The organism is Thalassovita sp. (assembly GCF_963691685.1).
Lineage (GTDB): Bacteria > Pseudomonadota > Alphaproteobacteria > Rhodobacterales > Rhodobacteraceae > Thalassobius.
The window spans coordinates 1,031,465-1,057,809 of record NZ_OY829290.1 but is presented as its reverse complement, the minus strand read 5'-3'; the positions used below and the strand labels follow the sequence as shown (position 1 = coordinate 1,057,809).

Here is a 26,345-nt window from a genome sequence, read left to right as displayed (position 1 = left end):
AAGGTCATATGACGATATCTCCTTTTAAGAAAGCATGCGCCTCGGGGCTTTGCGGATCCGAGAAAAACGCATCGGCCTGATCTGCGGCGTGCAGCTGGCCATGATGGATAAACAGCACATCCTCCGCCAGACGGCGGGCCTGACCGTGATCATGGGTGATCATCACGATACGGGTGCCGGCAGCATGGGCCGTCAGCAGGATATGTTCGATGTCGCGAATGGCCCTGCCGTCCAGACTGGCGCAGGGTTCATCCAGAAACAGAATCTCAGGCTTGCGGATCAGGGCGCGGGCCAGCGCCAGTTTCTGCCGTTCACCGCCTGACAGGTAGTGGGCCATTTTCAACGCACTATCGCCAAGCCCGACGGTTTTCAGCGCCTCTGCTGCGCGGGCGCGCGCCTCTTTGCGGGGCATGCCGTGCACGGTCAACGGATAGGCCACATTGTCCAGCGCTGTGCGCCGCATCAGGGTTGGGTGCTGGAAGACATAGGCTTGACTGGGGCGCGCTTGCACCTCTGGCACCGCCCAATCCACCCGGCCTGAACTGGGCCGCTCCAACCCATGCATCATCCGCAGGAGTGAGGTTTTACCGGCCCCGTTTGGCCCCATCACGATGGTAAACCCTTGCGGGCCCAGCGTCAGGTCAATCGGCCCCACCAGGGTCCGGCCCCGGCGCGTCAGTTTGGCACCGGCAAGGCGCAGCGGAAGGATCTGCTCTACCATCGGCTACTGACCTCCGTCTTGGAGGCATAGTGGATCGACAGGTTCACCCCGATGGCGATGGCGATCAGCACAAACCCCAGTCCCAGCGCCAAAGCGAAGTTGCCTTTGCCGGTTTCCAAAGCGATCGCCGTGGTCAGCACCCGGGTCGCCTGATCGATATTGCCGCCCACGATCATGATCGCGCCGACCTCACCGATCCCCCTGCCAAACCCGGCCAGCGAAGCTGTCAGCAGCGCCCGGCGTGCATCCCACAGCAGCGTCCGGATCCGCTGGCGACGGCTGGTGTTCAGCGAAATCAGCAGGTCATGGTATTCGGCCCAGAGCTCCCGCAGGGCCTGATGCGCGATGGAGGCAATCAGCGGCGTCAGAATAACCACCTGCGCGATGATCATCGCCGTGGGGGTGAACAGCAGCCCGAAGACCCCAAAGGGCCCCGAGCGCGACAACATCAGATAAACAATCAACCCCACCACCACGGGCGGCAGCCCCATCAGCGCGTTCAGCAGCGCAATCACAGAACGGCGGGCCCGAAACCTGTAAACCGCCAGCCATCCGCCCAATGGCAACCCGATGGCAGAGGCAATCACCGTGGCGGTCAGCGTGACATGCAGCGATCTGGCCGAGATCTGCAACAGATCCGGATCCAAGGTCACAATCAACAGGGCCGCCTGCCGCAGCCCGTCCCAGATTTCTGTCATCCGCCTCAATCACAGGTGCGTCTTGCTGCACACTGCGCCCTTTCCTCGGCTGGATTTTACCGCGCACCCGCAGGACATGCGACGCAGGAGCAGTCAGGCGCTGACGTTTATTTCGGCAGATTGGCCACGTCATTGGCCGAAGGGTCAGAATGTCCACCCGCCGGATCGGGGCATGGAACAAACTGTCCCTCCCCCTGCTAAGCCAATGACAGCAGGTGCAAAAACACCCTCCGCAGGGCGAAGGGTGATTCGAGTGTTTCTAAGGGGTGAGCAGGTCAGCTCAGCCAGCTGCGATAGTCGCTCACCAACAGATGTGTCGGCGCTTCATCTTCCTCAATCTCAGCAAAACGGCCGATCGGTTCACGGAAGATATTGTCGGTTTCATCGTCGTTGACGGTGGAAACCTCACCGATCAGAACATCCCCCCCCTCACCCCAGAAGGCGTGCCAATCGCCTGGCATCAGGGTCAGACTTTCGCCGGGCGCAAATTTCAATTTCTCGCCCGGTGCAAATTCGCGCGGGATGCCATCACACATCACCATGCCGCCACGGTCTTCGGCAAAGTTGCCATCGTCATCAGACCCGTAAAGCTCAACCACCATGGTGGCACCGCCCCGGTTGATGATATCTTCGGCTTTGATGACATGGGTGTGCATCGGCGATAGCTGATCCTGCCGTGAAATCAACAGCTTCTCAGCGTAGCACATGCCGCCGCCGCGTTGCAGATCGGTCAAACGACCGTTGCGCAGGGTGAACAGGAACAGCCCCATTTCGTCAAAGCGACCATCGCCATAATCGGTGATGTCCCAACCGCAACGCGCCTCAATCACGGCTTTTGCCCTGCTGGCATTGGCCTTGAACTCTTCCGGTGTCCAATAGGCAAAGGGCGGCAGGACAAAACCGTAGGAGCGGATCATCTCATCCGCTGCGGCCATGATTTCATTGATTCTGGAACGTTTCATCTCTGGCCCTCCCAAGGCGCTGTTGCGCCCCTGATAGCGCTATCAGGATTTCAGTCAAGCCCGCTCTGGCCCGGCAAAGAAAAACGCCCCGCAGCGATGCGGGGCGTTCTAAGAGTTTATGCGTTAAGCGTCATTGTCGCTTAGCTTCGTCACCTCTCCCCAATCACACCTGTGACGGCAGCCACAGGACAATCCATGGGAAGGCGACGAGGAGGGCGATGGTGATGGCGTCTGCGATGAAGAAAGGGGTGACGCCTTTGAAGACATCCTGCACGCTCACGTCATCGCGCACGCCCGCCACCACAAAGCAGTTGAGGCCGATGGGCGGGGTGATCAGGCAAAACTCGGCCATTTTCACCACCAGAATACCAAACCAGATCGCACACATCGGGCCCGACATGCCAAAGGTGCTGTCCGCGGCCGAGACAAACTCACCGCCGTTGAGCGCCATGACAGCGGGGTAGACCACCGGCAGTGTCAGCAGCAGCATGCCGATCGCATCCATGAACATGCCCAGGACCGCATAGGCCAGAAGGATCAGCACCAGCGTCAGCATCGGGCTCTGCTCCAGCCCGGTGATCCAATCCGAGAAAGCGCCTGGCAGATCGGCAAAGCCCAGGAACCGCACGTAGATCAGCACGCCCCAGATGATGGTGAAGATCATCGCCGACAGCTTCGCCGTCTCCAGCAGCGCATCCTTCAGCTGCGCCCAGCCCATGCCGCGCAGCAGCGCCATCACAAAGACCACAAAGGCCCCCAGCGCGCCGCCCTCGGTGGGCGTGCCCCAGGCATCTCCGCCAAAGGGGTTGTAGATGAAGAAGATGATGATGAAGACCACAAAGAAGATCGGGAAAGCCGGCGGGATCGCAGCAAAGCGCTGTTTCCAGGTGAAGCCTTTCACTGGCGGGCCGAACTTCGGCAGGGCCAGCGCCAGCACCACGATGAGGCCGCCATAGATCAGCGCCGAGAAGGCACCGGGGATGAAGCCCGCAAGCAACAGCTTGCCCACATCCTGTTCCACAATGATCGCATAGATCACCAGAATGGCCGAGGGCGGGATCAGCGAGGCCAGCGTGCCACCAGCCGCCACAACACCCGCCGCAAAGCGTTTGTCATAGCCGATCTTCAGCATCTCGGGGATGGCGATCCGGGCAAAGACGGCCGAGGTGGCCACCGAAGCGCCAGAGACCGCCGCAAAGCCCGCGGTGGCAAAGACGGTCGAGACCGCCAAGCCTCCCGGCAGCCAGCCGACCCAGCGTTTGGCCGCGTCAAACAACGCCTTGGTCAGGCCCGCGTAATAGGCCAGGTAACCGATCAGGATGAAGGTCGGAATAAGCGACAGCGCCTGGCTGGCCACTTTCGAATGCGGCACCTGGCCAGCGGTTTTCACCGCCACGGTCAGCGCCCAGCCAAAATCTTCGGGGTCATAGCCCTTCTTGGCCCAGAAGATCCAGATCAGACCCACAAGCCCGGCAATCCCGGCGGCAAAGGCCACCCGCATGCCAAGAACCACCATCAGCAGCATAAAGCCCGAGACCCAGAGGCCAATTTCAATCGGTTCCATCAGCCCCGTCCCTCATCATTTTCCAACTCGCCCACATGGGCGGCCTCTTCTGCCGCCTGGGCGGCGGCCGATTGCACCAGCGGCACCGCCACCGGCTCCACCAGACCCAGCACAAAGGCGCGGCCATAGCCCCAGAGCTGCAGCGCCATACGCGCGCTCAGGACCGCAAAGGCCACCGGGGCCAAGAGCTTGGCCGGCCAGATCGGAATGCCGATGTCGATCGAACTGTCGCGCGACCAGAGCGGCGCATTAAAATCAAAGCTGCGGTCAAAATGCGACCAGGTGCCCCAGACCAGCAGCACCATCAGCACCAGCGCCGCCAGGGTGGTCAGAAACTCCGCCGCCCAAAGCGCCCGCCCCGACAGGCGGCCCACCAGAATATCCATGCGAATATGGCCGCCATCGCGCTGGGTGTAGGCAATCGCCATAAAGGCAATCAGCGGCATCGCCTGTTCGATCCAGTCCACATAGCCCGGCAGCGGCGCGTTCATCAGGTTGCGCCCCGAGACCGAGACCACCGCCAGAAGCATCAGCGAGAACACCGCCAGCCCACTCAACAGCGCCAGAACACGTTCCAGCCGAAACAGGTTTTGATCCAGCCGGCTCAGACCCGACCCATCTTCCAAGACCGCAGCAGATCCCGCCATCTCATCCCCCATCCAGTTGTTTTATATAGAAAGACCGCCCCCGAGGGGCCTCAGCCCAGCAGGAGCGGTCGATGTCAAAAGGCGCCGCTTACTTGCTGCGCTCAGCCTCAAGCGTGCTCATGACCAGGTCATACAGCTCCTGGGCGGGCAGGCCCTGGGCGGTCATGTCGGCGATCCATTTGTCGCGGATCGGGCCGGCGGCCACTTCGCGGAATTTGGCGATCTCTGCCTCGGGCAGCTCCACCTTGGCCACACCTTTTTCGGCCAGGACGCTGTCCCATTTGGCCAGAACCTCACCGTAGTTGGCCAGGTAATGGGCGATCGCCTCATCGACCGAGCTGTCCAGCGCCTCACGGTGGGCGTCCGACAGGCCTTCATAGGCGTCGACATTGACCACCACCGGGCAGTTCACGGTGCCGGGGTTCAGGTTGGCGGTCCACCAGGTGGCCTGGTCAATGGTGCGATAGGCAAAATGGGCGTGCTGGGCGAAGGCCACAGTGTCCACAACGCCGCTTTCCATCGCGTTATAGGCTTCGGTTGCGGTGACCGAGGTCGGCACCGCGCCCACGGCGCTGAACGCCTGACCGATACCGCCGGTGGCGCGCACCCGCATGCCGTCAAACTCGGCCAGGGCATCGCGGGCTTCGCCGGTGCCGACAATGTTGTACTGCGGCATCGGCGAGGTCATCAGCAGCTTGGCATTCCAGCGCCCCAGATCCGCCTGCACCGCCGGGTGGCCATAGACCGCATGGCTGACCGCCACTTCTTCTTCCAGCGTGCTCACACCCAGGAACGGCAGTTCCAAAACGGTGATCGAGGGGTTCTTGTCGCGGTGATAGCCGGCACAGAACTGCGCCATCTCAAAGGCCCCGATCGAGATCCCATCCAGGTTCTCCCGGTTCTTCGACAGACCGCCATAAGAAATGTTCAGCGTGAACTCACCACCCGTCTTCTCAGACACCAGCTCCGCCAGCTTCTCAACATGCTCCGTAAACGCACGACGCTTACCCCAAAGCGATACATTCCATTCGGTCGCCATGGTTTCGGTTGCAAAACCTGCCGCCAACGCAGCAACGGCTGCGTGGGTCAATAACTTTTTCATCTTCAGATCCTCCCAAGATCCAACATCATTTGGATGGCAGGGAGTTTGGCGGATCGCCACGCGCTTGGCTATGAAGGAAACCGCGCGGGTCTAAAAACTGGCCCTGCGGAAATCCGCAGGCCCATTTTTCTGGGGTTACCTCACCACTCAAGCTCAGAGAAAAAGTCCTGTGCCTGTCGTTTACATAGCAATCTGTACTCCGACATCGACTTGGGCAGTTCATCAGGCATAGCCTCTGGAGGGATCTGTTTAAGCAACGTACCGTAGAGAAAATCAACAGCCCTCTCCGCCAATCGTAGATCTGGAATATTGACGAGATCATAATTATCGAGATGCGCGATCATTTTATCACGCGCATGCTTCAGATTTACTTTGTAATCTTCGAATTCGTCAGCAGAATGCCCCAAACTTTCCAACAAACTACCTTCAAAATCCTTGCACTTTAAAACGCGCGTGTAGTGATGTTTGCCTTTCCCATCGGCAAACATTTTGCACCATTCCAACACAGCAACATCAAGCATACTGCCTGCACACGTTCTAATAAATTCTGAGTGGGCAGGGTGTTGTAAAAAGTCGGAAGTAAACCGAAAGAAAACCAAATTTCGCTCAAATTGGACGCACAAACCAGCCAAGCGCTTTTCTTTTTCACGTCGGTCCTTTTCCTTCATACAGTTATCCTTTGCTAGCTTACTAGAACTGCGCGTCCTTATCGAGGCCTAGCGTGCCTTTCCCTCTCGTGTGGCGCGCCATAGCCGATACCTAACGCTCCTAAATGGTCCACATCAGGCCGTGAAGACAGTAACGACCTTGCTGAAACACGAGAAACCTTGATCAGATTTCGGAGTTCCCAATGAAGCGCATCAGATGATCCATAAAGCCCTAGTAGATGTCAGCGCACTGTCCCGGTGGCTTCCAACATTGAGAACCCTTTGACCTCTACGAAGCCTTTACATCTGCCGTCCGGGTAAATCCGAAAACTAAACCGTCCATTGCGAATGAACCCAGGGGCCGGACCAGCAGTGCGGCGGTAGACGAAGGTATCAAACCGGCCGTTGGAACTGCGGTCCACATCGATCCAGGGCGAGGTCTTTTCATTCAAAAGCAGGACAATTTTGTCTTGGTTGCCTTTGGAGCGCAGCATGAAGGCTGTACCGGTCCAGGTCATGGCGATGTCGGCGGGCGCCCCGCGCCATTTGGAAAATTGACAGAGCGTATCTTCGGCCAGGGCGGATGTGGCGGTGAAAGTGGCGAAACAGGCCAGGGTCGCGGCGCGCAAAAATGAGGTCACGGAAATCATCCAAATAAGAAAAGCATCAATCAACAGCACTCATAGCGGGTATCGCGAATTTGCCAAGCGCAAAATCAGCCACCGGATTTACAGCAGCGCGTCCTTATCAAGGCCCAGTTTGACGATCTTCTCATTGAGGGTGCGGCGGCCGATGCCCAGGGCTTCGGCCACGGCCTCCATCCGGCCCTGATGGGCGGTGATGGCCTTGCCGATCAACTCGCGCTCATAGGCGGCGACGGCTTCGCGCAGGGTATCGGGCACCTCATCCACGCTGAGATCCACCCGCAGCGCACGGGTGACCGAGCCACCGCCGCGCCGTGCGGCCAGAACCCGGCGTTCGGCGACATTGCGCAATTCGCGCACATTGCCGGGCCAATCATGCGCCATCAGCGCTGTCAGGTCTTCCTGGGTGAGGTTCGGTGGCTCCACCTCATAGGTCTGGGCGTAATGTTCCAGAAAATGGGTAAACAGCAGCACCAGATCGCCGCGCCGGGCGCGCAGTGTTGGCAGGGTCAGCTCAACCGTATTGATCCGGAAGGACAAATCCTGACGGAAGCGTTTTTCGGCGATGGCTTCGGCCATGTCTTCATTGGTGGCCGAGACAACCCGGAACCGCAGCGGCACCGGGCGACTGGCGCCAAGCGGCGTCACCTGTTTGTCCTCAATCACCCGCAGCAGCTTGGCCTGCACCTCAGGTGGGCAGGACAGGATTTCATCAAGAAACAGCGTGCCGCCATCTGCCAGCAGCAGCTTGCCTTCGTGGTGGCCGGCCTCGCCAAACATCTCACTTTCAAAGGTGGCGGGATTGAGCGCGGCGCAGTTCAGGGCCAGAAACGGCCCGTCCGCCTGTGGCCCCAGATCATGTAGCGCCCGCGCCACCAATTCTTTGCCAGTGCCGGTTTCGCCCTGGATCAACACCGCGGCAGGGCTTTCGGCGACATCCAGGATGTCTTCGCGCAGATTGGCCAGTTCAGGCGTTGCACCCAGCAGCACCCGGTCAAGCCCCGACAGGCGCGCCAGCCGGGCGCGCAGCCGTTCGGTGGTACGGCGCATCTGATGCTGTTCGGCCGCGTGACGCAGGATGGTCAGCAGGCGGCGGGGTTCATAGGGCTTTTCGACGAAACTATAGGCCCCCGCCTGCATCGCGCTGACCGCCATCGGGATATCCCCGTGGGCTGAAATCAACACAAGCGGTGGTGCGGTATCGGCATCCAGCGAGGCCAACAGCTCAAGGCCGGACATGCCGGGCATCCGCACATCTGACAGGATCACATCGGGCTGAAAATGGCTGAGGTGTTCAGCAACCTTTTCGGCCCGTGGCAGGGCCTCAACCCGCCAGTCGGCCGCTTCCAGCAGGTCAACCAGCGACAGGCGCATTTCGCGGTCGTCATCCACCACCAGAACTGACACGGTTTGTGTTTCAGTCATCCTGTCCCTCCTCGGTCAGGGGAATTTCCACCCGAAACGCCGCGCCGCCCGATGCAAGGTTCTGCGCTGCCAGCGTGCCGGCGTGTTCTTTGATGATATTGGCCGAGATCGCCAACCCCAGCCCCATGCCACGGCCACTTTCGCGGGTGGTCACAAAGGGTTCCTGCAAGTCCTTTAGCGTCGCGGCGCCCAGTCCATGGCCGCTGTCGCGGACCTCAAACCAGCCATGGTGTTCAGATTGGCCCAGATGCACTTCAATGCGCCGCTCACTGTCGCCTTCAACGGCGTCCACAGCATTGCGCAGGATATTGGTCATCACCTGTTCCAGCCGCAGTTGATTGGCCCGCACGGTGATGGGGGCGCTTGGGCGCTGCCAGTCCAGCGTGACCTCCGCCTGATCCAAATTGGGTCGCACCAGTTCAATTGCTGCGGCCATCGCGCTGGCCAGATCAACCTCGGCAAAGCTTTCGCCTTCGGTGCGGGCAAAGAATTTGAGTTGCCGGGTGATCCCCTCCATCCGGTCGACCAGTGCCGCGATACGCGGCGTAGCCCGCCCGCCACTGCCCGAGATTTCGGCCGCCGCCAGATGGTTGCGCATGGCGGCGATGGGCTGGCCCAACTCATGGGTGACCGAGGCCGCCAACTGACCCAGAGCTGCCAGACGCGAAGCACGTTCTAATTCGTCCTGGGTGCGTTTCAGCCGCCGTTCTGCCGCGCGGCGTTCGTCAATTTCCACCGCCAGACGATCGTTGGCCTCACGCAGCTGCACGCCTTCGTCTTTGGATTGCTGCAGCGCTGCGCCGATACGCCGGGCCCGGCGTTGCTGGCTGACCACCAGCCACAGGGTTGCGATCAACAACAGGCCACCGGTCAAAAGCGCAGCGCGGAACTGGGCCCGTTCTTCGCTGGCAAAATAATGCAGCACCCAGCCCTGCGGCAGGTCTGAGGCGGTGAGGTGCAAACGCTCATCCACACCGATCCGGGCCCGCCCCCCTGCCAGCGGTTCCCAGTCCAAGGGCGGTAGGGGTTCAGTGGCAAACTGCCGGGCGGTTTCGATCTGCGCGCGCTGTGCCTGTTGCAAGGGTTGCAGCACGCGGTAGCGCCAATCCGGGTCAGAGGCCAGCAGCACAACGCCGTCCTGATTGACCAGCATCACCTGCTCCCCCGCGCTGCGCCAACGGGCCTCCAGCATGGAGATATCGAGCTTCAGTGCCACCACACCCACCAAGGCCCCAGTGGCATTGCGCACCGGATCGCCAATGAAGTACCCCGGCAGACCGGTGGTGGAGCCAATCCCGTAGAACCGACCCTGCTGGCCATCCCGTGCAGTCTGGAAATAGGGGCGAAACGCATAGTTCTTGCCGATAAAGCTTTCAGGCAGATCCGCGTTTGAGGTGGCGATGGTGGTGCCGTCTGGCCGCATCAGATAGATCGCATCCAGCCCGGCTTCGGCCGCGAAGGACTTCAGCCGGTTGTTCAGCGCCTCATTCAACGCACCAGCCAAAGTCCCGGTGGCGGCGGCGCTGGCGGCATCGATCACAAAGGCATCGCGCGCCAACACATAGGTCAGGTGGGAAAACTGCTCAATCTCAGCAGTCACGGTCGAATGGTAAAGCGACAGCCGGCCTTCGGCGCGCTGCTGCTCTTCGGCGCGGAAATAGGACATGGCGGCGCTATAGCAGCCAAAAGCCAGCACCAGCGCCAGAAGCGCAAAGAGGATGAGACGCAGAGATTTCATCATTTTCTGATTGGCGATCTTTCGACGAATTGCAAGCGCTTGGCGGATTTCAGGCCCCAAGGGCGCGCGCCGTGCCGGCCAATATTCCGGGTAAAGAGTGATCCATTCACCCGGCCAGATCGTAAGCGCTGTGACAAGAAGGACCATGCTGATGATTTATCGCCGCTTCAACAGGCCTCCCCTCATCGCCTCCGGCGGCGCTGTCGGCTACGTGTTCGCTCTTGTCATGACTGTCTGCGTTGTGCTGGCCGGATCCAGTTCTGCCACGACCGCTCAAACAGATTCGCCCCATCTGGCGGTCCCTGCAGAGATAGCAAGCTCCCTGCGAACGGCAGCGCAACGCGGCAGTGCCAAGGTCCGCTGGTTAGGGATCCCGATCTATTCGGCGCGGCTGTTCACCGCCAATGCCGCACCGTTTTCATGGTCACAGCCCTTTGCACTGGAACTGGCCTACGACCGCAGTTTCAAACGGGACCGGCTGGTCTATGCCTCCGGCAAGGAATTGGAACGGCTGGAAGGCGATCAGGCGGATCATCCCGACATTCTAAGCAAGCTTCAGGATTGTTATCGCACGGTGTCGCCCGGTGACCGGTTTGTGGCCTTTGGGGCGCAAAAGGATCGGGTCGATTTCCTGTTCAATGGCCGCAAGACCTGCGAGCTGCGCCATCCCGACATCCGCAAACGCCTGCTGTCGATCTGGATGTCGGATCAATCTCGTGACCCCAAACTGTCCAGCCAATTGCGTGGTCAATGACCCCCGCCACCCGTCTTTATCCCAAAGTTGCCCTGTTCGCCGCGGTTCTGGCCAGCGCGGGCATACCGCTCTACATCCACCTGCCCAGCTTTGCCGCCAGCGCGTTGGGCATTGATCTGGCCACATTGGGCGGCGTTCTGATCACCATCCGCCTGATCGACCTGATCCAGGACCCCGCACTTGGCTGGCTGGTGGATCGCTACGCGCCGCAACGCCTGCGCCTCAGCCAGATTGGGCTGGCCGGGCTGGCACTTGGTTTTCTGATGTTGTTTGTGCTGCCCGCCCCCATTGCGCCCCTGCCCTGGCTGATGGCCGCGCTCATCGTGGTCTTCACCAGTTACAGCCTGTTGCACATCCTGTTTTACGGGCAAGGCGTGACACTGGCGGGCGGTTCACAGCCAGATGCCCATCTGAAGCTGGCCGGCTGGCGTGAGGCCGGACTGTTGGGCGGTGTGCTAATTGCCGCCAGTGCGCCACAGATCCTGATCACCCTTGGGCGGGATGCCCCCTACCGCGAGTTTGGGCTGCTGCTGGTGGCGCTGATTGCGCTGGCAGCGCTGAGCACCCGGGCGCTCTGGGTTGGCCCGGCGGACCATCCGGTGACGCGTCGCAAGCTGAACCTGCGGCAACTCTGGGCGCCAGCGCCGATGTGGCTGCTACTGATCGGATTGATCAACGCGCTGCCGGTGGCGCTGTCATCAACGTTGTTCGTCTTCTTTGTTGAGGACCGCCTGCAATTGCCAAACCTCACTGGACCGTTCCTGTTGTTGTTCTTCCTCAGCGCAGGGTTGGCAGCCCCGTTTTGGGCCAAGGCGGCCAAGCGCTGGGGTGCACGGCAGGTTCTGGTTCCTGCGATGACGCTGGCGATCTTCAGCTTTGGCTGGGCGGCGGTTCTGGAACCGGGATCGGCCTGGGGGTTTACCATCGTCTGCCTTGCCTCCGGTGCAGCACTGGCGGCGGATATGGTGATCCTGCCCGCGCTTTTTGCGGCCTCATTGGCGCGGTTTGATTTGCCTGAGGGGATCGGCTTTGGCCTGTGGTCCTTTGCCGCCAAAGTGGCGCTGGCACTGGCGGCGGCGGTCGCCCTGCCGGCATTGCAGGCCGCGGGCTACAGCCCCGCCGCGCAGAACGGCACGGAGGCGCTGAACGCACTTGGGCTGGCCTATGCGGTGGTGCCCAGCCTGTTGAAACTCATTGCGATTTTCCTGCTGCTCGCGACACCGCGGCAGATGCTTTACCCAGAAAACCTGCAAAGCGCCCGTACCTGAGGTCTAGCCGCGCTGGATTTCCAGCCGGGCCCGCAGACCTGTCCGCCCTTCCTCAAAACTGAGGTGCCCGCCGTGCTGTTCCGCCACGGTTGCCACAATGGTCAGACCAAGGCCAAAACCATCGACAGATTGTGCGTTGGGCCCGCGTTGGAAGGGGGCCAACATGCCCTCAATATCCGCAACGGAGAACTCTGACCCTTCATCCTCTACAGTGATCACGGCGCGATCGGCCATTGCTTCCAGTTCAACGGTTGCCCGGCGGCCGTATTTCAAAGCGTTATCGATCAGGTTCGACAGCGCCCGCTGCAATGAGATCGGTCGCGCGGAGACCAGCACGCGGCGTTCCTCCGGCGCCAGGGTTTGCCCGGTGCGGGACATGAACACCGACCGCCCACCTTCGATCATCTCAGGCGCGCGGCGGCTGAAGCTTACCGGATCGCCAAGATCCTGATAATCCTCAACCAGCGCCTCAATCAGCGCAGTCAATGAGATCTGGCGCGGCTCCTCGGTGTTCAGCTCGCTGCGGGTGTAGGTCAACACGCTTTCGATCATGCCGGTCATCTGGTCGATATCGCCTTCCAGCTTCTCACGCAGTTCGGGATCGGGGATCAGCGCAGACCGCAACCGCAGGCGTGTTGCCGGTGTGCCAAGATCATGGCTGACGCCAGACAGCACCACCGCCCGTTTGCTCAGCTGTGCGCGTTCGCTTTCCAGATAGGCGTTTACCGCCTCCACAATCTCACGCAGTTCGGCCGGGCCTTCGGCGCGGTAGCTTTCCGGCCCGCCAAAACGGCGGTGCGCCCGCAGCGCCTGGGCAAAGCGATCAAAGGTTGCCGCAGTTTCCGCCACCTGGCTGAGCAGCACCGCAAGCGCCAGAACCGCAAGGGCCACAGCCGCCAAACGCCAGTCATTTGGCGCCGCCTCACAGCCCCAAAGCGCCAGCCCATCGACCCGCAACCATGCGCCATTGCCAAGCCGGGCCAGCAAAATGGGATCACTGCAATAGGTTGCCAAAAGCTGCGTCACCGCCCCCAGTTTTTCAGGGGCCGATCGGTTTTCCCCCTGCGGCAGGGCTGACACCTGATAGCGCAGCGTGGACGAGATCACCGCAATGTTCAGGCGCGACCCGGTGAAGAATTCGCCCTGATCGGCATAGATCGACACATTGGTGATATAGGCGGGTTTGCCGGGTTTCTGCAGCCGGGCAAAAGCGCCCTCATTCGCCAGCAGTGTTTCCGCCGGCGAAAGGGGTTTAAGCCTGACGCCGGCGGGCGGCTGACTGTCCCCGCGCAACGCATCGTAAAGCGCCACGCCACCGGCATAGGCGCGCAGCTGATGCGCCCGCCAATCGGCATTGGAACTGACCCAAAGCCACGCGGCCACCGCCCCGGCAACAAAAGCGGAAAGGGTCCAAAGAATGCCGAGGGAGCGCAGGCGGAAGGAAAACCGCATCAGCCCGCCTCAACCCGGACGTCGACGGCAAAGACATAGCCCACACCGCGTTCCGTCCGCAGCATCTGCGGGTCTTTGGGGTTCTTTTCAATCTTGGAGCGGAAGCGCCCCACCAGCACGTCAATCGCGCGGCCTGCGGTATCCGGCGTGCCACTGTCCCCTGTCACATCCAGCGCAGCTGCAATCTCTTCACGGGTCAGGGGGATGTGGGGATTGGCCAGAAGCACCTTCAACAGGCTGGTTTCCCGCCGCGATAGCGCCACCTGAAACCCTTCGGGCGAGCGCACCTCATCATGTTTGGCGTCATAGACCCAGCCGCCAAAGCGGAAGGTCCCGACCTTGCGCCGATAGGTCAGCGAGGCGGAGCGCTGTGCGCGTTGCAACACTGCCCGCACCCGCGCCAGCAGCAACTGCGGATTAAACGGCTTGGCGATATAGTCATCAGCCCCCACTTCATAGCCCGCCATCCGCTGATGGTCGGCTGAAAGCGCTGAGACGAGGACGATCGGCACATCCTGATCGCTGCGCAGCCGGGCGCAGATCTCGACCCCGTTTTCATCGCCCAGCATCACATCCAGCAGGATCAGGTCCACGCGTCCGTTTTCCAACTGCGCCTGGATCTCAGCCTCACTTTGCGCGGGCAGTGCGATAAAGCCATTCTGCCGCATGAACTGCGTCATCATGCTGCGCGTTTCAGCGTCATCATCCACAACCAATAGCCGCGGAATCGCCATGGCTGCCTCCCTTTTCTTCCTTGTCGCGGCCCGCCCCGCCGTGGGGTGTGCCGCGCGTCCTGCCCCGGGTTTGTAACACCATGCAACAAAATCAAGGCCTAGGTAACAACGTGTAACAGAAGCCCGGATTTTGTGACATGACTCTCCTAAAAGGGCCGGATGGGCCATTGTTTGGACCTGCGAACCTGAGGCACCAATTAAACAGCGCTGCCCCGTCGGGCAGCCACACTTGGGAGGTAATCTTATGAAGAAATCCGTATTCGCCACCGCAGCGGTGGCGTCGATCGTTGCATCCAACATGGCTGTTGCAGGTCCGGAAGCCGAAGTTCTGCATTGGTGGACATCCGGCGGTGAAGCGAAATCCGTGGCCGTTCTGCAAGGTGAATTTGCCGACAACGGCGGCACCTGGACCGACATGCCGGTTGCCGGTGGCGGCGGCGACGCTGCGATGACCGCACTGCGCGCCCGTGTCCTGTCGGGCAACGCACCGACCGCCGTTCAGCTGAAAGGCCCGGCCATTCAGGAATGGTACGAAGAGGGCGTTCTGGCGGACATTTCGTCGGTCGCCGAAGCAGAAGGCTGGGCTGATGTTCTGCCAGCCTCGATCGCTGGTCATATGAAATGCGAAGGCACCTGGTGCGCCGCGCCGGTGAACGTCCACCGCATTGACTGGATCTGGGCCAACGCTGATGTCCTGAAATCCAACGACATCGCGATGCCCACCACTTGGGCTGAGTTCAACGCCGCCGCAGACAAGCTGATGGCCGCGGGCATCATCCCGCTGGCTCACGGTGGTCAGGCCTGGCAGGACGCGACCGTGTTTGAAGCCGTTGCACTGGGCATCGGTGGTCCTGAGTTCTTCAAAAAAGCATTTGTCGAACTGGATATGGACACGCTGAAATCTGACACCATGGTTGAGATCTTCGACCAAATGCGCACCCTGCGTGGCTATGTGGACAGCAACTTTGCAGGTCGCGACTGGAACCTGGCCACTGCAATGGTCATGAACGGCGAAGCTGCCTTCCAGATCATGGGCGACTGGGCCAAGGGCGAGTTTATTGCAGCCGGCAAAGTGCCGGGCCAAGACTTCCTCTGTGCGTCGACCCCCGGCGAAGGTTACCTCTACAACGTTGACAGCTTTGCGATGTTCAACGTTGATGGCGATGACAAGAAAGCCGGTCAGGACCTTTTGGCCAAGCTGATCGTTGGTCAGAACTTCCAGAAGGTGTTCAACCTGAACAAAGGCTCGATCCCTGCACGTGTTGACGTTGCTCTGGATGAATTCGACAGCTGCGCCCACACCTCGGCCAAAGACATGAACGCCAGCAACGAAGCAGGCTCGCTGCTGCCCAGCTATGCCCACGGCATGGCACTGCGCGGTGCCCAAGCTGGTGCGATCACCGATGTTGTGACCGCGCATTTCAACTCGGATATGTCTTCGGCAGACGCGGTTGAGATGCTGGCCAACTCGGTCGCCAACTCGCTGTAATCTCCCCCCGACCCGTCCCGATCAATTGCGGGGCGGGTCACCGCAAATGAAAGGTCGTCACCATGACCGAATGGCTTGAACGCCACATGCCCAAGATGGTGCTCGCCCCATCTTTCGTGGCCATCCTCATCTTCGTTTACGGCTTTATCTTCTGGACTGCCTGGGTCTCTTTCACCCGCTCCAAGCTGCTGCCGAAATACGAAATCAAAGGTCTTATTCAATACGAGCGCCTCTTCGCTTCACCCCGTTGGGACACGGCGATGAACAACCTCTTGATCTTCGGCGTGCTCTTCATCGTGATCTCGATGGTGCTGGGGTTGCTTCTGGCGATCCTGCTGGACCAGAAAATCCGGGCCGAGGGCGCGCTGCGCACGATCTACCTCTACCCGATGGCGCTATCGATGATTGTGACCGGGACCGCCTGGAAGTGGATCATGAACCCCGGTCTGGGGATCGAAGCCACCGTCCGCGGCTGGGGCTTTGAAAACTTCGCCTTTGACTGGGTGGTGAACCCTGATCGCGCCATCTACGCCGTGGTGATCGCCGCTGTCTGGCAGGCCTCGGGCTTTGTCATGGCGCTGTTCCTTGCTGGTCTGCGTGGTGTTGATGAAGAGATCATCAAAGCCGCCCAGGTGGACGGCATCCCCACCTGGCGCATCTATTCCGCCATTATCATCCCTTCGATGGCCCCGATCTTCCTGTCGGCCTTCATCGTGCTGGCCCACCTCGCCATCAAGAGCTTTGACCTGGTCATCGCACTGACCGGCGGTGGCCCCGGCTACGCCACGGATCTGCCAGCGACCTACATGTACGCCATGGCGTTTTCGCGCGGCGACATTGGTCAGGCAGCAAGCTCGGCCATGGTGATGATGGGCGTCGTCTTTGCCATCGTGGTTCCCTATCTCTACTCTGAACTGAGGGCGAAACATGACTGATTTCACCCACTCCCCCGCGGCCAATGCGGCCGCCCCCAGCGCCGCACCACAGCGGAACTGGTCCCAACTGGCTCTGCGCTGGCTGCTGTTTGCAATGCTGGGTGCCTTTGCACTGTTCTATCTGATGCCGCTTTTTGTGATGGTGACCACCTCACTCAAAAGCCTGGATGAGATCCGCACCGGCAGCCTGATTTCGCTGCCCCGCGATGTGACCTTTGAGGCCTGGAAAACAGCCTGGTCGTCAACCTGTACCGGTGTGCAATGTGAGGGTCTGCGCCCTTACTTCTGGAACTCGGTCTTGATGACAGTGCCTGCTGTGATGCTGGCCACCATGCTGGGCGCGATGAACGGCTATGTGATTGCGCAGTGGCGGTTCAAAGGCGCGAACCTGATCTTCTCGCTGATGCTGTTTGGTTGCTTCATCCCGTTTCAGGTGGTGCTGCTGCCGATGGCACGCATGCTGGGGCTCATGGGGCTGGCAGGCTCCATCCCCGGGCTGATCGTGGTGCATGTGATCTACGGCATCGGCTTCACCACGCTGTTCTTCCGCAACTACTATGTCACCATTCCGGCCGAACTGACCAAGGCGGCGAAGGTAGACGGCGCGGGCTTCTTCCGGATCTTCTGGTCGATCTTCCTGCCGCTGTCGCTGCCCATCGTGGTGGTGACCGTGATCTGGCAGTTCACCAACATCTGGAATGACTTCCTGTTCGGCGTCAGCTTCAGCCAGGCGGGCACACAGCCGGTCACCGTGGCACTCAACAACATCGTCAACTCCACCACCGGGGTGAAGGAATATAACGTCGACATGGCCGCCGCCATCATCGCCGCGCTTCCCACGCTCCTCGTCTATGTGGTGGCGGGCAAATACTTCATCCGCGGCCTGACCGCTGGCTCGGTAAAGGGATAAGGCAAATGGCACCTATTCTGGATATTAAGAACCTCTACAAGAACTACGGTTCGGTTGAGATCCTCAAAGACATCAACGTTTCGATTGAACCGGGCGACTTTCTGGTTCTGGTGGGGCCTTCGGGCTGCGGCAAGTCCACGCTGCTGAACTGCATCGCCGGGCTGGAGCCGATCACCGGCGGCACGCTGAGCATTGGCGGCAAGGACATGACCCATGTCAGCCCCAAGGACCGCGACATCGCGATGGTGTTCCAGTCCTATGCGCTCTACCCGACCATGTCGGTGGCCAAGAACATCACCTTCGGCATGAAAGTGCGGGGCGTGGATGCGGCAACCCAGGCAGCCAAGCTGCAAGAGGTGGCCAGCCAACTGCAGATCGAACCGCTGCTGAACCGCCGCCCCGGGCAACTGTCCGGTGGTCAGCGTCAGCGGGTGGCGATGGGCCGCGCGCTGGTGCGTGATCCCAAGCTGTTCCTGTTTGATGAACCGCTGTCGAACCTCGACGCCAAACTGCGGGTTGAGATGCGCTCCGAGATCAAGAAGCTGCACCAGAACCTCGGCGCCACAATGGTCTATGTGACCCATGACCAGATTGAGGCGATGACGCTGGCGACCAAGATCGTGGTGCTGAAGGGCGGTGTGGTGCAGCAGATCGGCACCCCGGCGGAGATCTACAACAACCCCGCAAACCTGTTTGTGGCCGATTTCATGGGCTCGCCCGCGATGAACCTGATCCCCGCCAAAGCCAAGCGCAACGGCAGCGGTCTGGACATTGAGATCACCCGCGGCGACGGCGCACCGATTGTGTTGAAAGACACCCACAGCGGCGATCTGCCCGAAGATGTTATTCTGGGGCTGCGCCCCGAAGACATCGCCGAGGCAGGCTTCCGCGCTGGACAGGATGTGCAGGAGGCGCAGTGCCTGATCGACATGGTCGAGCCGGCGGGCGCCGACACCTATGTGGTGGCGGAACTGGGCGGCAAACAGGTCACCGCGCGTCTGCATGCCGAAACCAAGGCACAGCCCGGCGCAATGCTGGATCTGGCCTTTGACCTGGGCAAGGTCAGCTACTTTGCCCCTGGCACCGGCGAACGGCTGAACTAAGTCGACCCCTCACGTGAACACCAAGACGCCCCGATCATCCGGTAGGGGCGTTTTGCTATTGGCCAACTTGAACGTTGACGAAACGGCTATCAAAACAAAGGCCATTCAAATTGCCTCCCCCAACCTACGGGGGAGGCAACCCGGTTATTCAGGATAAAAGGCCGCGTGGTAGACCGCTGCGCCAGCGGGCGTTGCACCATCAAAAGTCAGCTGCATGAAGTATTCAGGCGGGACGCCTTCAAACTGCACCTGCAGATCTGCGCGGAAGCCAAAGCGCTGGTAATAGGCGGGATCGCCCAGCACCACACAACCCATGGCGCCCTGCTGACGCAACTGCGCCAACCCGGCTTCAATCAGACGCGCCCCAATACCGCCCGCCTGCCGGTCCGGGCGCACCGCAACGGGACCCAGACCAAACCACCCGGCGGACTGAGGCCCGATGCGCACCGGGGAAAAGGCGACATGGCCCAGGACCTGCCCCGCCTCCTCGGCAACCAGCGATAGGGTCAACGCCCCTGCCGCCCGCAGTTTTTCGACGATCTGACCTTCGGTGCCGTCGCTGTGTTCAGCCCCGGCAAAGGCGTCATCGACAATCTGACGGATCGCCGAAAGATCCGCCGGGGTTTCTTCGCGAATGTTCATATCAGACCTCGCTACGTTCGGTTGTTGAGCTGTGGTCGCACCACTTGGCGCCCCAGAGCGGAAATACGGTAAGGTTTGGCGCTCTGCGATTTGATCAGACGTTTGCGGCGCAATTTGCCAACGACGTCCAAGGTACAGCCCATCAAAACCATGCCATCATGGGTAAAGCAATGGACCTCAGTCAGTTTGCCATTGCCTGCACGCTCAAAGCGGATCTCACCACCCTGAGCCAACGCGTGCAGCACGCGCTGTTCGATTTTCGAGATGTTCATTGTGACCCTGTTTGTGAAACACATCAAAACACCGGTGCCGAAGTCTCGCTTCAGGCCCGGGTTGTGATCACCCCGATCCAGCGGTGGTGATCAGTGCTTATGCACAAGCTCCAACATCTAACAATTCCATCTGATGTGATGACGTTTCCTGCGCCAGATAGGCAGGCCACACGTCCCTGTCAATCAGCCTGCTCTGCCAAAAATGCAGAGCGTGCTTGTGTGTCTTGCAATGTGTGTCTTGCAAAGCACAGGCCGCAAAAGCGGCTCACGTCTGTTCACGAGAACTTTATGGAAATCGAAAAACCGGCGGGCTTAGCCTGCGGGGATAGGCAATCAAGGCCGTTTTGCCAGAAAAATCGCAGATCTAATTAGGCTCAGGCTGCGTAGCCCCAGCAGATGTCCCAGAGGCATTCTGACACCAAAACCATTTCGGAGACTGATCCAATGATCCGCGCAGCAACCATTGCTATTGCTTCCCTTCTCGCCGCCCCTGCCATGGCCGGTGGCATGTCCAAAGACATTGTCGACACCGCTGTTGGCGCTGGCGATTTCAACACGCTTGTTGCCGCAGTTCAGGCCGCGGGTCTGGTTGAAACCCTGAAAGGTGACGGCCCCTTCACCGTTTTCGCACCGACCGATGCTGCATTTGCCGCCCTGCCTGAAGGCACTGTGGAGACCCTGTTGAAGCCGGAAAACAAGGATCAGCTGATCGCGATCCTGACCTACCACGTTGTGCCGGGCAAAGTGATGTCGACCGACCTGAAGGACGACATGATGGCAACCACCGTTCAGGGCACCGATATCATGATCGATCTGGACAATGGCGTGATGATCAATGACGCCAGCGTTGCGGCGGCGGATATTGCCGCCTCCAACGGGGTTATCCATGTGATCGACAAGGTGATCCTGCCGGGCAGCTAAGCCCACCACTCACGCGAAAGGCCCGCCTTAAAACGGCGGGCCTTTTGTTTTGTAACCAGTCAGAGCGTCACCCAGCGTCCATCCTGACCGCTGGAGGTGATGCAGGCCGCGATGAAGCGCATGCCTTGTAGCCCCTCTTCGATCCCCGGCGTATGTGCCTCCGCATCATCACCCCGGATCATCGCGGCGGCTTCGCTGTAAAGCGTGGCAAACCCTTCCAGATAGCCCTCAGGATGGCCGGGCGGCACCCGGATGTTGCGGCTGCCCGCAGCATTTGAACCCGCGCCGGCGCGCGTTAGGATCTGCTTGGGTTGGCCAAACCGGGTGAAGCTCATCTGGTTGGGATTTTCCTGCGTCCATTCCAGACCGCCCTTGCTGCCGTAAATCCGCAGCCGCAGGGCATTTTCATTGCCCACTGCCACCTGCGACGCCCAGAGCATCCCCTTAGCCTCGCCACCATACCGCAGCATGATATGGGCGTTGTCATCCACACGCCGCCCCGCCACAAAGCTGGAAAGATCCGCGGAAAGCTGTTCGGCCTGCAACCCGCTGACAAATCCAGCCAGATTGAACGCATGGGTGCCGATATCGCCGATCGCCCCACCGGCGCCAGACCGGTCGGGATCCACCCGCCAGTCGGCCTGTTTGTTGCTGACCTCCTCGGCTAGCCAATCCTGGGCATATTCCACCTGCACCAGGCGGATGTCCCCCAATTCGCCCTCTGCCACCATCTGTCGGGCCTGCCGGATCAGCGGGTAGCCGGTGTAGTTATGGGTCAGGATAAACCGCGCTTTGCTGGCCGCCGCGGCCTGGGCAATCGCCTCGGCCTGATCCGCTGTGGCGGCAAGGGGTTTGTCGCAGATGACGTGAATGCCTGCATTGAGGAACGCAATCGCGGGTCCGGCGTGCATGTGGTTTGGGGTGACAATCGCAACGGCGTCAATGCCATCCTCGCGCGCGGCCTCAGCCCGGGCCATATCCTCAAAGTCGGTATAGGCGCGGTCTGCGGCGATGCCCAGTTCAGCGGCTGAGGCCTTGGCGCGCGCCGCATCAGAACTCAGCGCCCCGGCGACCAGATCCCATTGACCATCGATGCGTGCGGCAATGCGATGGACACCGCCAATAAAGGCGCCCTGCCCGCCACCCACCATTCCAAGGCGCAGGCGGGTCATGACGATATCCCCAGCATCTGCCGGATCTGTCCCAGATCGGTCTCGGCGCCGGCGAAGTCATCAAAGGCCTTATCCGTCACCTCAATGATATGATCGCGGATGAACGGCGCGCCCTCGGCAGCACCCTGTTCCGGGGATTTCAGGCAGCACTCCCATTCCAGAACCGCCCAGCTGTCATAGCCGTATTGTGCCAGTTTCGAGAAGATGCCCTTGAAGTCCACCTGCCCGTCTCCAAGGCTGCGGAAACGGCCCGCCCGATTGACCCAGGACTGATAACCAGAATAGACGCCTTGCCGGCCATCGGGGTTAAATTCGGCATCTTTGACGTGATAGGCGCAGATCCGTTCATGGTAGATGTCGATAAAGGCCAGATAGTCCATCTGCTGCAGCAGGAAATGCGAGGGATCATAGTTGATCTGGCAACGTACATGCCCGCCCAGGGCCTCAAGGAACATCTCAAAGGTGGCGCCGTCAAAGACATCTTCGCCGGGGTGGATTTCATAGCCCACATCAACACCGTTTTCGTCATAAACATCCAGGATCGGCTTCCAGCGGCGGGCAAGCTCAGCGAACGCCTCCTCAATCAACCCGGCGGGCCGTTGCGGCCAGGGGTAAAGATAGGGAAAGGCCAGCGATCCGGTGAAGCTGACCGAGGCCTCCAACCCCAGGCGGCGGCTGGCCACCGCGGCCTTTTTCATCTGATCCACCGCCCAGGCCTGACGCCCTGCCGGATTGCCGTGCAGATGCGCCGGGGCAAAGGCATCAAAGGCCGCATCATAGGCAGGGTTTACCGCCACCAGCTGGCCTTGCAGGTGGGTTGATAGCTCAGTAATTTCGACCCCTGCATCGGCGCAGATGCCTTTGACCTCATCACAGTAGGCATCACTCTCCGCTGCTTTTTCCAGATCGAAAAGACGCGCGTCAAAGGTTGGGATCTGCACCCCTTTGTAGCCAAGACCTGCAGCCCATTTGGTGATATTTTCTAACGAGTTATAGGGGGCATCATCCCCTGCGAACTGGGCCAGAAACAGCGCTGGCCCTTTGATCAATCCTGCCATTGTTACCCCTCCTCCTCGGTCATCTCGAAATAGCGAACATAGGCGAACCGTGCCCCATCAGGGGCCCAGCACGGGCTGTTCAGGCAGCCCTGCCCGCCATGAATACGTTGCAGCACTTCCGCTGCGCCGCCGCCCTGCGGCATCAGGCAAAGATCCACATCAACACCGAAGGGGTGACCTTCGGTGTCTTTGTCATAGGCCAGATAGCACAGCTGCGCCCCGTCCGGGCTGGGATGGGGGAACCAGTCATCGGTACCGCCGTCAGTCATCTGCTCAGGCTCTGATCCGTCAGCCCGCATCCGCCAGAGCGCCATCGCGCCAGATCGATCGGAATTGAACCAGATCCATTGCCCATCCGGCGTCACATCAGGCCCGTCATAGTGGTGGGGGCCGGTGATCAACACTTCTTCGGCCCCGTCCAGATCCGCACGCGCAATGGCAAAATCGCCGTCGCGCACGCAGGCATAGACCATCGCCTGCCCATCCGGCATCCAGGCGTGAAACCAGCTGGGCAAACCCGCTGTCACCCGGCGCGGACGCCCGCCCGTTGCCGGCATCAGGTAGATGCAGGATTTGCCGGTCTCAGACTTATCGCAGAAGGCAATCTGGCGGCCATCCGGGCTGGGGGCGTGGTCATTATTGATGATCGTATGGGTGAAGCTGTTCAGGCGGATCAGCTCGGGCGCGTTGAGCGGCACCCGATACAGCCCGCCGTCACAATTGACGATCAGCGACTGCCCGTCGGGCATGAAATTCGGCGCCTCGATATGGCGGGGGCTTTGCAGCACCACCTCAAAGCTGGCGCTAGCAACATCCCATATTTCAAGGCTCGCGCGCATCAGCTGCCCTCCGGCGCGTAGCGGAACCGGGTGACATCGGCGCTGCGTCCCTGCCCGGTTTGGTCAAAGGCCACAACGCCCACAAACGCCCCGGTGAAAGAGGCATGTTCGCCGCGCCCGCCCTCATCAGAAATCACCGAGGCATCAAGCGATGGCCCAATCGGCAGCCAATCGCCCGCTTGGCGATAATAAAACTGCTGACGGTCATGATCGACAGAAACGGCAAGGTCCACAGCGCCATCGCTCAGCGGGATCACCTCACCGGGGAAGCTGAGCGCGCCATCCGGCCAATCGCCCGCACAGGACTGGATAGACAGGACCCGCCCGCCCTTGCCATCCCTTGAAATCATCAGGGCGTGGAATTTGTGGCGGTTATAATAGGTCGTCAGGCCTGCCGCCTGTTGATAGGTGGTCGGTGCGAACTCCGCGATGGTGGTTTTGGCGCGGTAGACCGCATGTTCCTGGCGCCGGGCCACCAGCGATTGTTCAAACCAACTGCCAATGCTTTCGCGCCCGATCAGCCGCAACGCGCTGCCGGTCAGCTGGAAAATCCGTTCAGGATAGGGGGTGCGCAGCCACTGAAATTCATCCGGCAGATCTGCACCTTCGAAGTTGGTTTCAGTTGCCACAACCGAGCGCCGCTCAGCAACGACCGGCGGCACCTCCGTCAGCGCGGGCGCCATGCCCCCGCCACTGAGGTAGAGCCAATCATCCTCACGCCATTCGACCTTGGCGATGCCGGTTTCGCGCCCCATAGGGGAAAACCGCCCGGGCAAGGGGCGTGAACACAGGAAGGTGTGGTAAAACTCCCCCTCAGGCGTGTCGACGATCTGGCCATGCCCCACCCGTTGCAGCGCATTGTCCGGCGCCTCTTTGGCGGTCAGAACATGCAGATCTGGATGCACCTCATATGGGCCCCAGATATCGCGCGAGCGGGCCAGCGTGACGGTATGTTCATAGCCGGTGCCGCCCTCAGCGGTGGTCAGGTAATAGTAGCCATTCCGCGTGAAAACATGCGGGGCCTCGGTCAACCCGTGGGACGATCCCGGAAAGACGTTTTTCACCTCACCGATCAGCCCCTGCTCAGGATGCCATTCCTGCAGCAGAATCCCGTCAAAGGCCGGATGTTTCGGATGGCCCCCGACCGAGTTTGACACATGGTTCCACTGCACGTTCATGAAGTACTTGCGGCCATCCGCATCGTGAAACAGCGAGGGGTCAAAGCCTGAGGAATTCACATAGATCGGGTCAGACCACGGCCCCTCAATCGAAGGGGCCGTGACGATGTAATTGTGGGCATCCTTGAAGTTGCCATCCAGCCGTTTCACATCGGTGTAGACCAGCCAGAACAGCCCATCAGCATAGCTGAGGCAGGGTGCCCAGATGCCACCACTGTCGGGGTTGCCGCGCATATCCAACTGCGCCGCACGTGACAGGGGCCGGCAGGCAAGATCCCAATTCACCAGATCCTTGGAGCGGTGGATTTGCACCCCCGGGTACCATTCGAAGGTTGAGGTGGCGATGAAATACTCATCGCCAACCCGACAGATGGATGGGTCCGGATTAAAACCTGGTAGAATTGGGTTCTGGATCATGCGTCTCCGCTGCCTGCGTGTTCGGATGAGGCTGCCCAGAGGTTGATCGCGGCATCTTTTGCATAGCGGTCAATCTCGGCCAGTTCATCGGTGGTAAAGGTAAGGTTCTCTACTGCCTTGGCGCAGTCTTCAATTTGCCCCGGACGGCTGGCACCAATCAGGGCTGAGGTCACACGGTCATCGCGCAGCACCCAGGCCAGGGCCATCTGTGCCAATGTCTGACCACGGCTTTCCGCGATGCCATTCAGCGCGCGAATGTTGGCAAGCGTTTCGTCGTTGATGAAACCATCAAGCAGCGACTTGCCTTGGGTGGCGCGGCTGCCTTCGGGAATACCTTTGAGGTATTTTCCGGTCAGCATCCCCTGCGCCAGTGGCGAGAAGACGATTGAGCCCATGCCGGTATCGCCCAGCGCATCCAGCAGGCCATCCTCCTCAACCCAGCGGTTCAGCATGGAATAGCTAGGCTGGTGGATCAGGCAAGGCGTGCCCAGGTCCTTCAGGATCGCCGCCGCTTCACGGGTGCGCTGCGCATTGTAGGAGGAGATCCCCACATACAGCGCACGCCCCGATTTCACGATGTGATCCAGCGCCATCATGGTTTCCTCCAGCGGTGTTTCGGGATCAAACCGGTGCGAATAGAAGATATCCACATAGTCCAGCCCCATCCGCTTCAGCGACTGATCGCAGGACGCGATCAGATACTTGCGGCTGCCCCACTCACCATAGGGGCCGGGCCACATGTCATAGCCCGCCTTGGAGGAAACGATCAGCTCATCCCGGTACGGGGCGAGGTCAGTTTTCAGCAGTTCCCCAAACGCCAGCTCCGCCGAGCCGGGCTCTGGTCCGTAGTTGTTGGCCAGATCGAAATGGGTGATCCCCAGATCAAAGGCGGTGCGCACCATGTCCCGCTTCGACTGATGCGGTGTGTCATCGCCGAAGTTGTGCCACAGACCCAGCGAAATCGCGGGCAGCTTCAAGCCAGAGCGCCCGCAGCGGCGGTAGCTCATGGTGTCATAGCGGGTGTCTGATGCCTTCCAAACGGGGCTGGTCATT

At 60.4% G+C, this 26,345-nt stretch carries 26 protein-coding genes; 7 read left to right on the top strand and 19 right to left on the bottom strand.

All coding sequences use genetic code 11. The features are described from left to right. Positions 1-4 precede the first annotated feature (4 nt). The 10 genes from ACORLH_RS05155 to ACORLH_RS05110 all read right to left on the bottom strand — a co-directional run bounded on the left by ACORLH_RS05155 (position 5) and on the right by ACORLH_RS05110 (position 10,295). Positions 5-721, bottom strand: coding sequence for an ATP-binding cassette domain-containing protein (locus ACORLH_RS05155; RefSeq protein WP_321831530.1), 717 nt, complete (start codon positions 719-721; stop codon positions 5-7). After that, positions 715-1,419, bottom strand: a complete 705-nt coding sequence (locus tag ACORLH_RS05150; RefSeq protein ID WP_321831528.1) for an ABC transporter permease — start codon at positions 1,417-1,419, stop codon at positions 715-717. Before ACORLH_RS05150 ends, ACORLH_RS05155 begins: the two co-directional genes overlap by 7 nt. A 275-nt stretch (positions 1,420-1,694) precedes the next feature. After that, on the bottom strand, positions 1,695-2,381 hold the full coding sequence (locus ACORLH_RS05145; RefSeq protein WP_321831527.1) for a D-lyxose/D-mannose family sugar isomerase: 687 nt from the start codon (positions 2,379-2,381) through the stop codon (positions 1,695-1,697). Between the two features lie 163 nt (positions 2,382-2,544). After that, complete coding sequence (locus ACORLH_RS05140; protein WP_321828889.1) at positions 2,545-3,945, bottom strand: TRAP transporter large permease; 1,401 nt, start codon at positions 3,943-3,945, stop codon at positions 2,545-2,547. Then, positions 3,945-4,592 carry a TRAP transporter small permease gene (locus ACORLH_RS05135; protein WP_321828890.1) on the bottom strand — a complete coding sequence of 216 codons (648 nt, stop codon included), beginning with the start codon at positions 4,590-4,592 and terminating at the stop codon, positions 3,945-3,947. Before ACORLH_RS05135 ends, ACORLH_RS05140 begins: the two co-directional genes overlap by 1 nt. An 88-nt stretch (positions 4,593-4,680) precedes the next feature. Then, the gene (locus ACORLH_RS05130; RefSeq protein ID WP_321831526.1) at positions 4,681-5,694 is read right to left on the bottom strand and encodes a C4-dicarboxylate TRAP transporter substrate-binding protein; all 1,014 of its coding nucleotides are present in this window, start codon (positions 5,692-5,694) and stop codon (positions 4,681-4,683) included. A 140-nt stretch (positions 5,695-5,834) separates the two neighbouring features. Further along, complete coding sequence (locus ACORLH_RS05125) at positions 5,835-6,362, bottom strand: hypothetical protein (protein WP_321831525.1); 528 nt, start codon at positions 6,360-6,362, stop codon at positions 5,835-5,837. Between the two features lie 221 nt (positions 6,363-6,583). Continuing rightward, positions 6,584-6,982 carry a hypothetical protein gene (locus tag ACORLH_RS05120; protein WP_321831524.1) on the bottom strand — a complete coding sequence of 133 codons (399 nt, stop codon included), beginning with the start codon at positions 6,980-6,982 and terminating at the stop codon, positions 6,584-6,586. Between the two features lie 87 nt (positions 6,983-7,069). Further along, positions 7,070-8,410, bottom strand: a complete 1,341-nt coding sequence (locus ACORLH_RS05115) for a sigma-54 dependent transcriptional regulator (protein WP_321831523.1) — start codon at positions 8,408-8,410, stop codon at positions 7,070-7,072. Continuing rightward, positions 8,403-10,295, bottom strand: a complete 1,893-nt coding sequence (locus tag ACORLH_RS05110; RefSeq protein ID WP_321831522.1) for a sensor histidine kinase — start codon at positions 10,293-10,295, stop codon at positions 8,403-8,405. Before ACORLH_RS05110 ends, ACORLH_RS05115 begins: the two co-directional genes overlap by 8 nt. On the opposite strand from ACORLH_RS05110, the gene ACORLH_RS05105 reads away from it, so the two are divergent. Then, positions 10,294-10,902 (top strand): hypothetical protein, encoded by a 609-nt coding sequence (locus ACORLH_RS05105; protein WP_321831521.1) that lies wholly within the window; start codon positions 10,294-10,296, stop codon positions 10,900-10,902. The genes ACORLH_RS05110 and ACORLH_RS05105 overlap by 2 nt on opposite strands. Then, positions 10,899-12,170: an MFS transporter gene (locus ACORLH_RS05100; protein ID WP_321831520.1), complete on the top strand. Its 1,272-nt coding sequence runs from the start codon at positions 10,899-10,901 to the stop codon at positions 12,168-12,170. Before ACORLH_RS05105 ends, ACORLH_RS05100 begins: the two co-directional genes overlap by 4 nt. A 3-nt stretch (positions 12,171-12,173) precedes the next feature. Here ACORLH_RS05100 and ACORLH_RS05095 read toward each other — a convergent pair whose 3' ends face one another. Beyond that, the gene (locus ACORLH_RS05095) at positions 12,174-13,622 is read right to left on the bottom strand and encodes a sensor histidine kinase (protein ID WP_321831519.1); all 1,449 of its coding nucleotides are present in this window, start codon (positions 13,620-13,622) and stop codon (positions 12,174-12,176) included. After that, positions 13,622-14,356, bottom strand: coding sequence for a response regulator transcription factor (locus tag ACORLH_RS05090; RefSeq protein WP_321831518.1), 735 nt, complete (start codon positions 14,354-14,356; stop codon positions 13,622-13,624). Before ACORLH_RS05090 ends, ACORLH_RS05095 begins: the two co-directional genes overlap by 1 nt. Before the next feature lie 244 nt (positions 14,357-14,600). Between ACORLH_RS05090 and ACORLH_RS05085 the strand changes: the two genes are divergently transcribed. The 4 genes from ACORLH_RS05085 (at position 14,601) to ACORLH_RS05070 (ending at position 18,793) form a co-directional block, all read left to right on the top strand. Further along, the gene (locus ACORLH_RS05085; protein WP_321831517.1) at positions 14,601-15,845 is read left to right on the top strand and encodes an ABC transporter substrate-binding protein; all 1,245 of its coding nucleotides are present in this window, start codon (positions 14,601-14,603) and stop codon (positions 15,843-15,845) included. 62 nt (positions 15,846-15,907) lie between these two features. Next, positions 15,908-16,780: a sugar ABC transporter permease gene (locus ACORLH_RS05080; RefSeq protein WP_321831515.1), complete on the top strand. Its 873-nt coding sequence runs from the start codon at positions 15,908-15,910 to the stop codon at positions 16,778-16,780. After that, positions 16,773-17,690 (top strand): carbohydrate ABC transporter permease, encoded by a 918-nt coding sequence (locus ACORLH_RS05075; protein WP_321831513.1) that lies wholly within the window; start codon positions 16,773-16,775, stop codon positions 17,688-17,690. The genes ACORLH_RS05080 and ACORLH_RS05075 overlap by 8 nt, the downstream gene beginning before the upstream one ends. 5 nt (positions 17,691-17,695) lie before the next feature. Then, the gene (locus ACORLH_RS05070; RefSeq protein WP_058242759.1) at positions 17,696-18,793 is read left to right on the top strand and encodes an ABC transporter ATP-binding protein; all 1,098 of its coding nucleotides are present in this window, start codon (positions 17,696-17,698) and stop codon (positions 18,791-18,793) included. 144 nt (positions 18,794-18,937) lie between these two features. Here the strand turns inward: ACORLH_RS05070 and ACORLH_RS05065 are convergent, their stop codons facing one another. Next, positions 18,938-19,435, bottom strand: a complete 498-nt coding sequence (locus ACORLH_RS05065; RefSeq protein WP_321831512.1) for an N-acetyltransferase — start codon at positions 19,433-19,435, stop codon at positions 18,938-18,940. A gap of 11 nt (positions 19,436-19,446) precedes the next feature. Then, positions 19,447-19,707 (bottom strand): YjhX family toxin, encoded by a 261-nt coding sequence (locus tag ACORLH_RS05060; protein ID WP_082626204.1) that lies wholly within the window; start codon positions 19,705-19,707, stop codon positions 19,447-19,449. Between the two features lie 444 nt (positions 19,708-20,151). Between ACORLH_RS05060 and ACORLH_RS05055 the strand changes: the two genes are divergently transcribed. Beyond that, entirely contained in the window at positions 20,152-20,628 is a 477-nt protein-coding gene (locus ACORLH_RS05055) for a fasciclin domain-containing protein (protein ID WP_321831511.1), read from the top strand. A gap of 59 nt (positions 20,629-20,687) precedes the next feature. On the opposite strand, the gene ACORLH_RS05050 is transcribed toward ACORLH_RS05055, so the two are convergent. The 5 genes from ACORLH_RS05050 to mgrA are packed head-to-tail and all read right to left on the bottom strand — an operon-like array spanning position 20,688 to position 26,344. Beyond that, a complete protein-coding gene (locus ACORLH_RS05050) occupies positions 20,688-21,800 on the bottom strand; it encodes a Gfo/Idh/MocA family oxidoreductase (RefSeq protein WP_321831510.1) in 1,113 nt (370 codons plus the stop codon). Continuing rightward, complete coding sequence (locus ACORLH_RS05045; RefSeq protein WP_321831509.1) at positions 21,797-22,858, bottom strand: sugar phosphate isomerase/epimerase; 1,062 nt, start codon at positions 22,856-22,858, stop codon at positions 21,797-21,799. The genes ACORLH_RS05050 and ACORLH_RS05045 overlap by 4 nt, the downstream gene beginning before the upstream one ends. A gap of 2 nt (positions 22,859-22,860) precedes the next feature. Continuing rightward, entirely contained in the window at positions 22,861-23,697 is an 837-nt protein-coding gene (locus ACORLH_RS05040; RefSeq protein WP_321831508.1) for a hypothetical protein, read from the bottom strand. Continuing rightward, positions 23,697-25,292 (bottom strand): glycoside hydrolase family 43 protein, encoded by a 1,596-nt coding sequence (locus ACORLH_RS05035; protein ID WP_321831507.1) that lies wholly within the window; start codon positions 25,290-25,292, stop codon positions 23,697-23,699. Before ACORLH_RS05035 ends, ACORLH_RS05040 begins: the two co-directional genes overlap by 1 nt. Further along, the gene (gene mgrA, locus ACORLH_RS05030; protein ID WP_321831506.1) at positions 25,289-26,344 is read right to left on the bottom strand and encodes an L-glyceraldehyde 3-phosphate reductase; all 1,056 of its coding nucleotides are present in this window, start codon (positions 26,342-26,344) and stop codon (positions 25,289-25,291) included. The genes ACORLH_RS05035 and mgrA overlap by 4 nt, the downstream gene beginning before the upstream one ends. Between the last annotated feature and the right edge of the window lies 1 nt (position 26,345).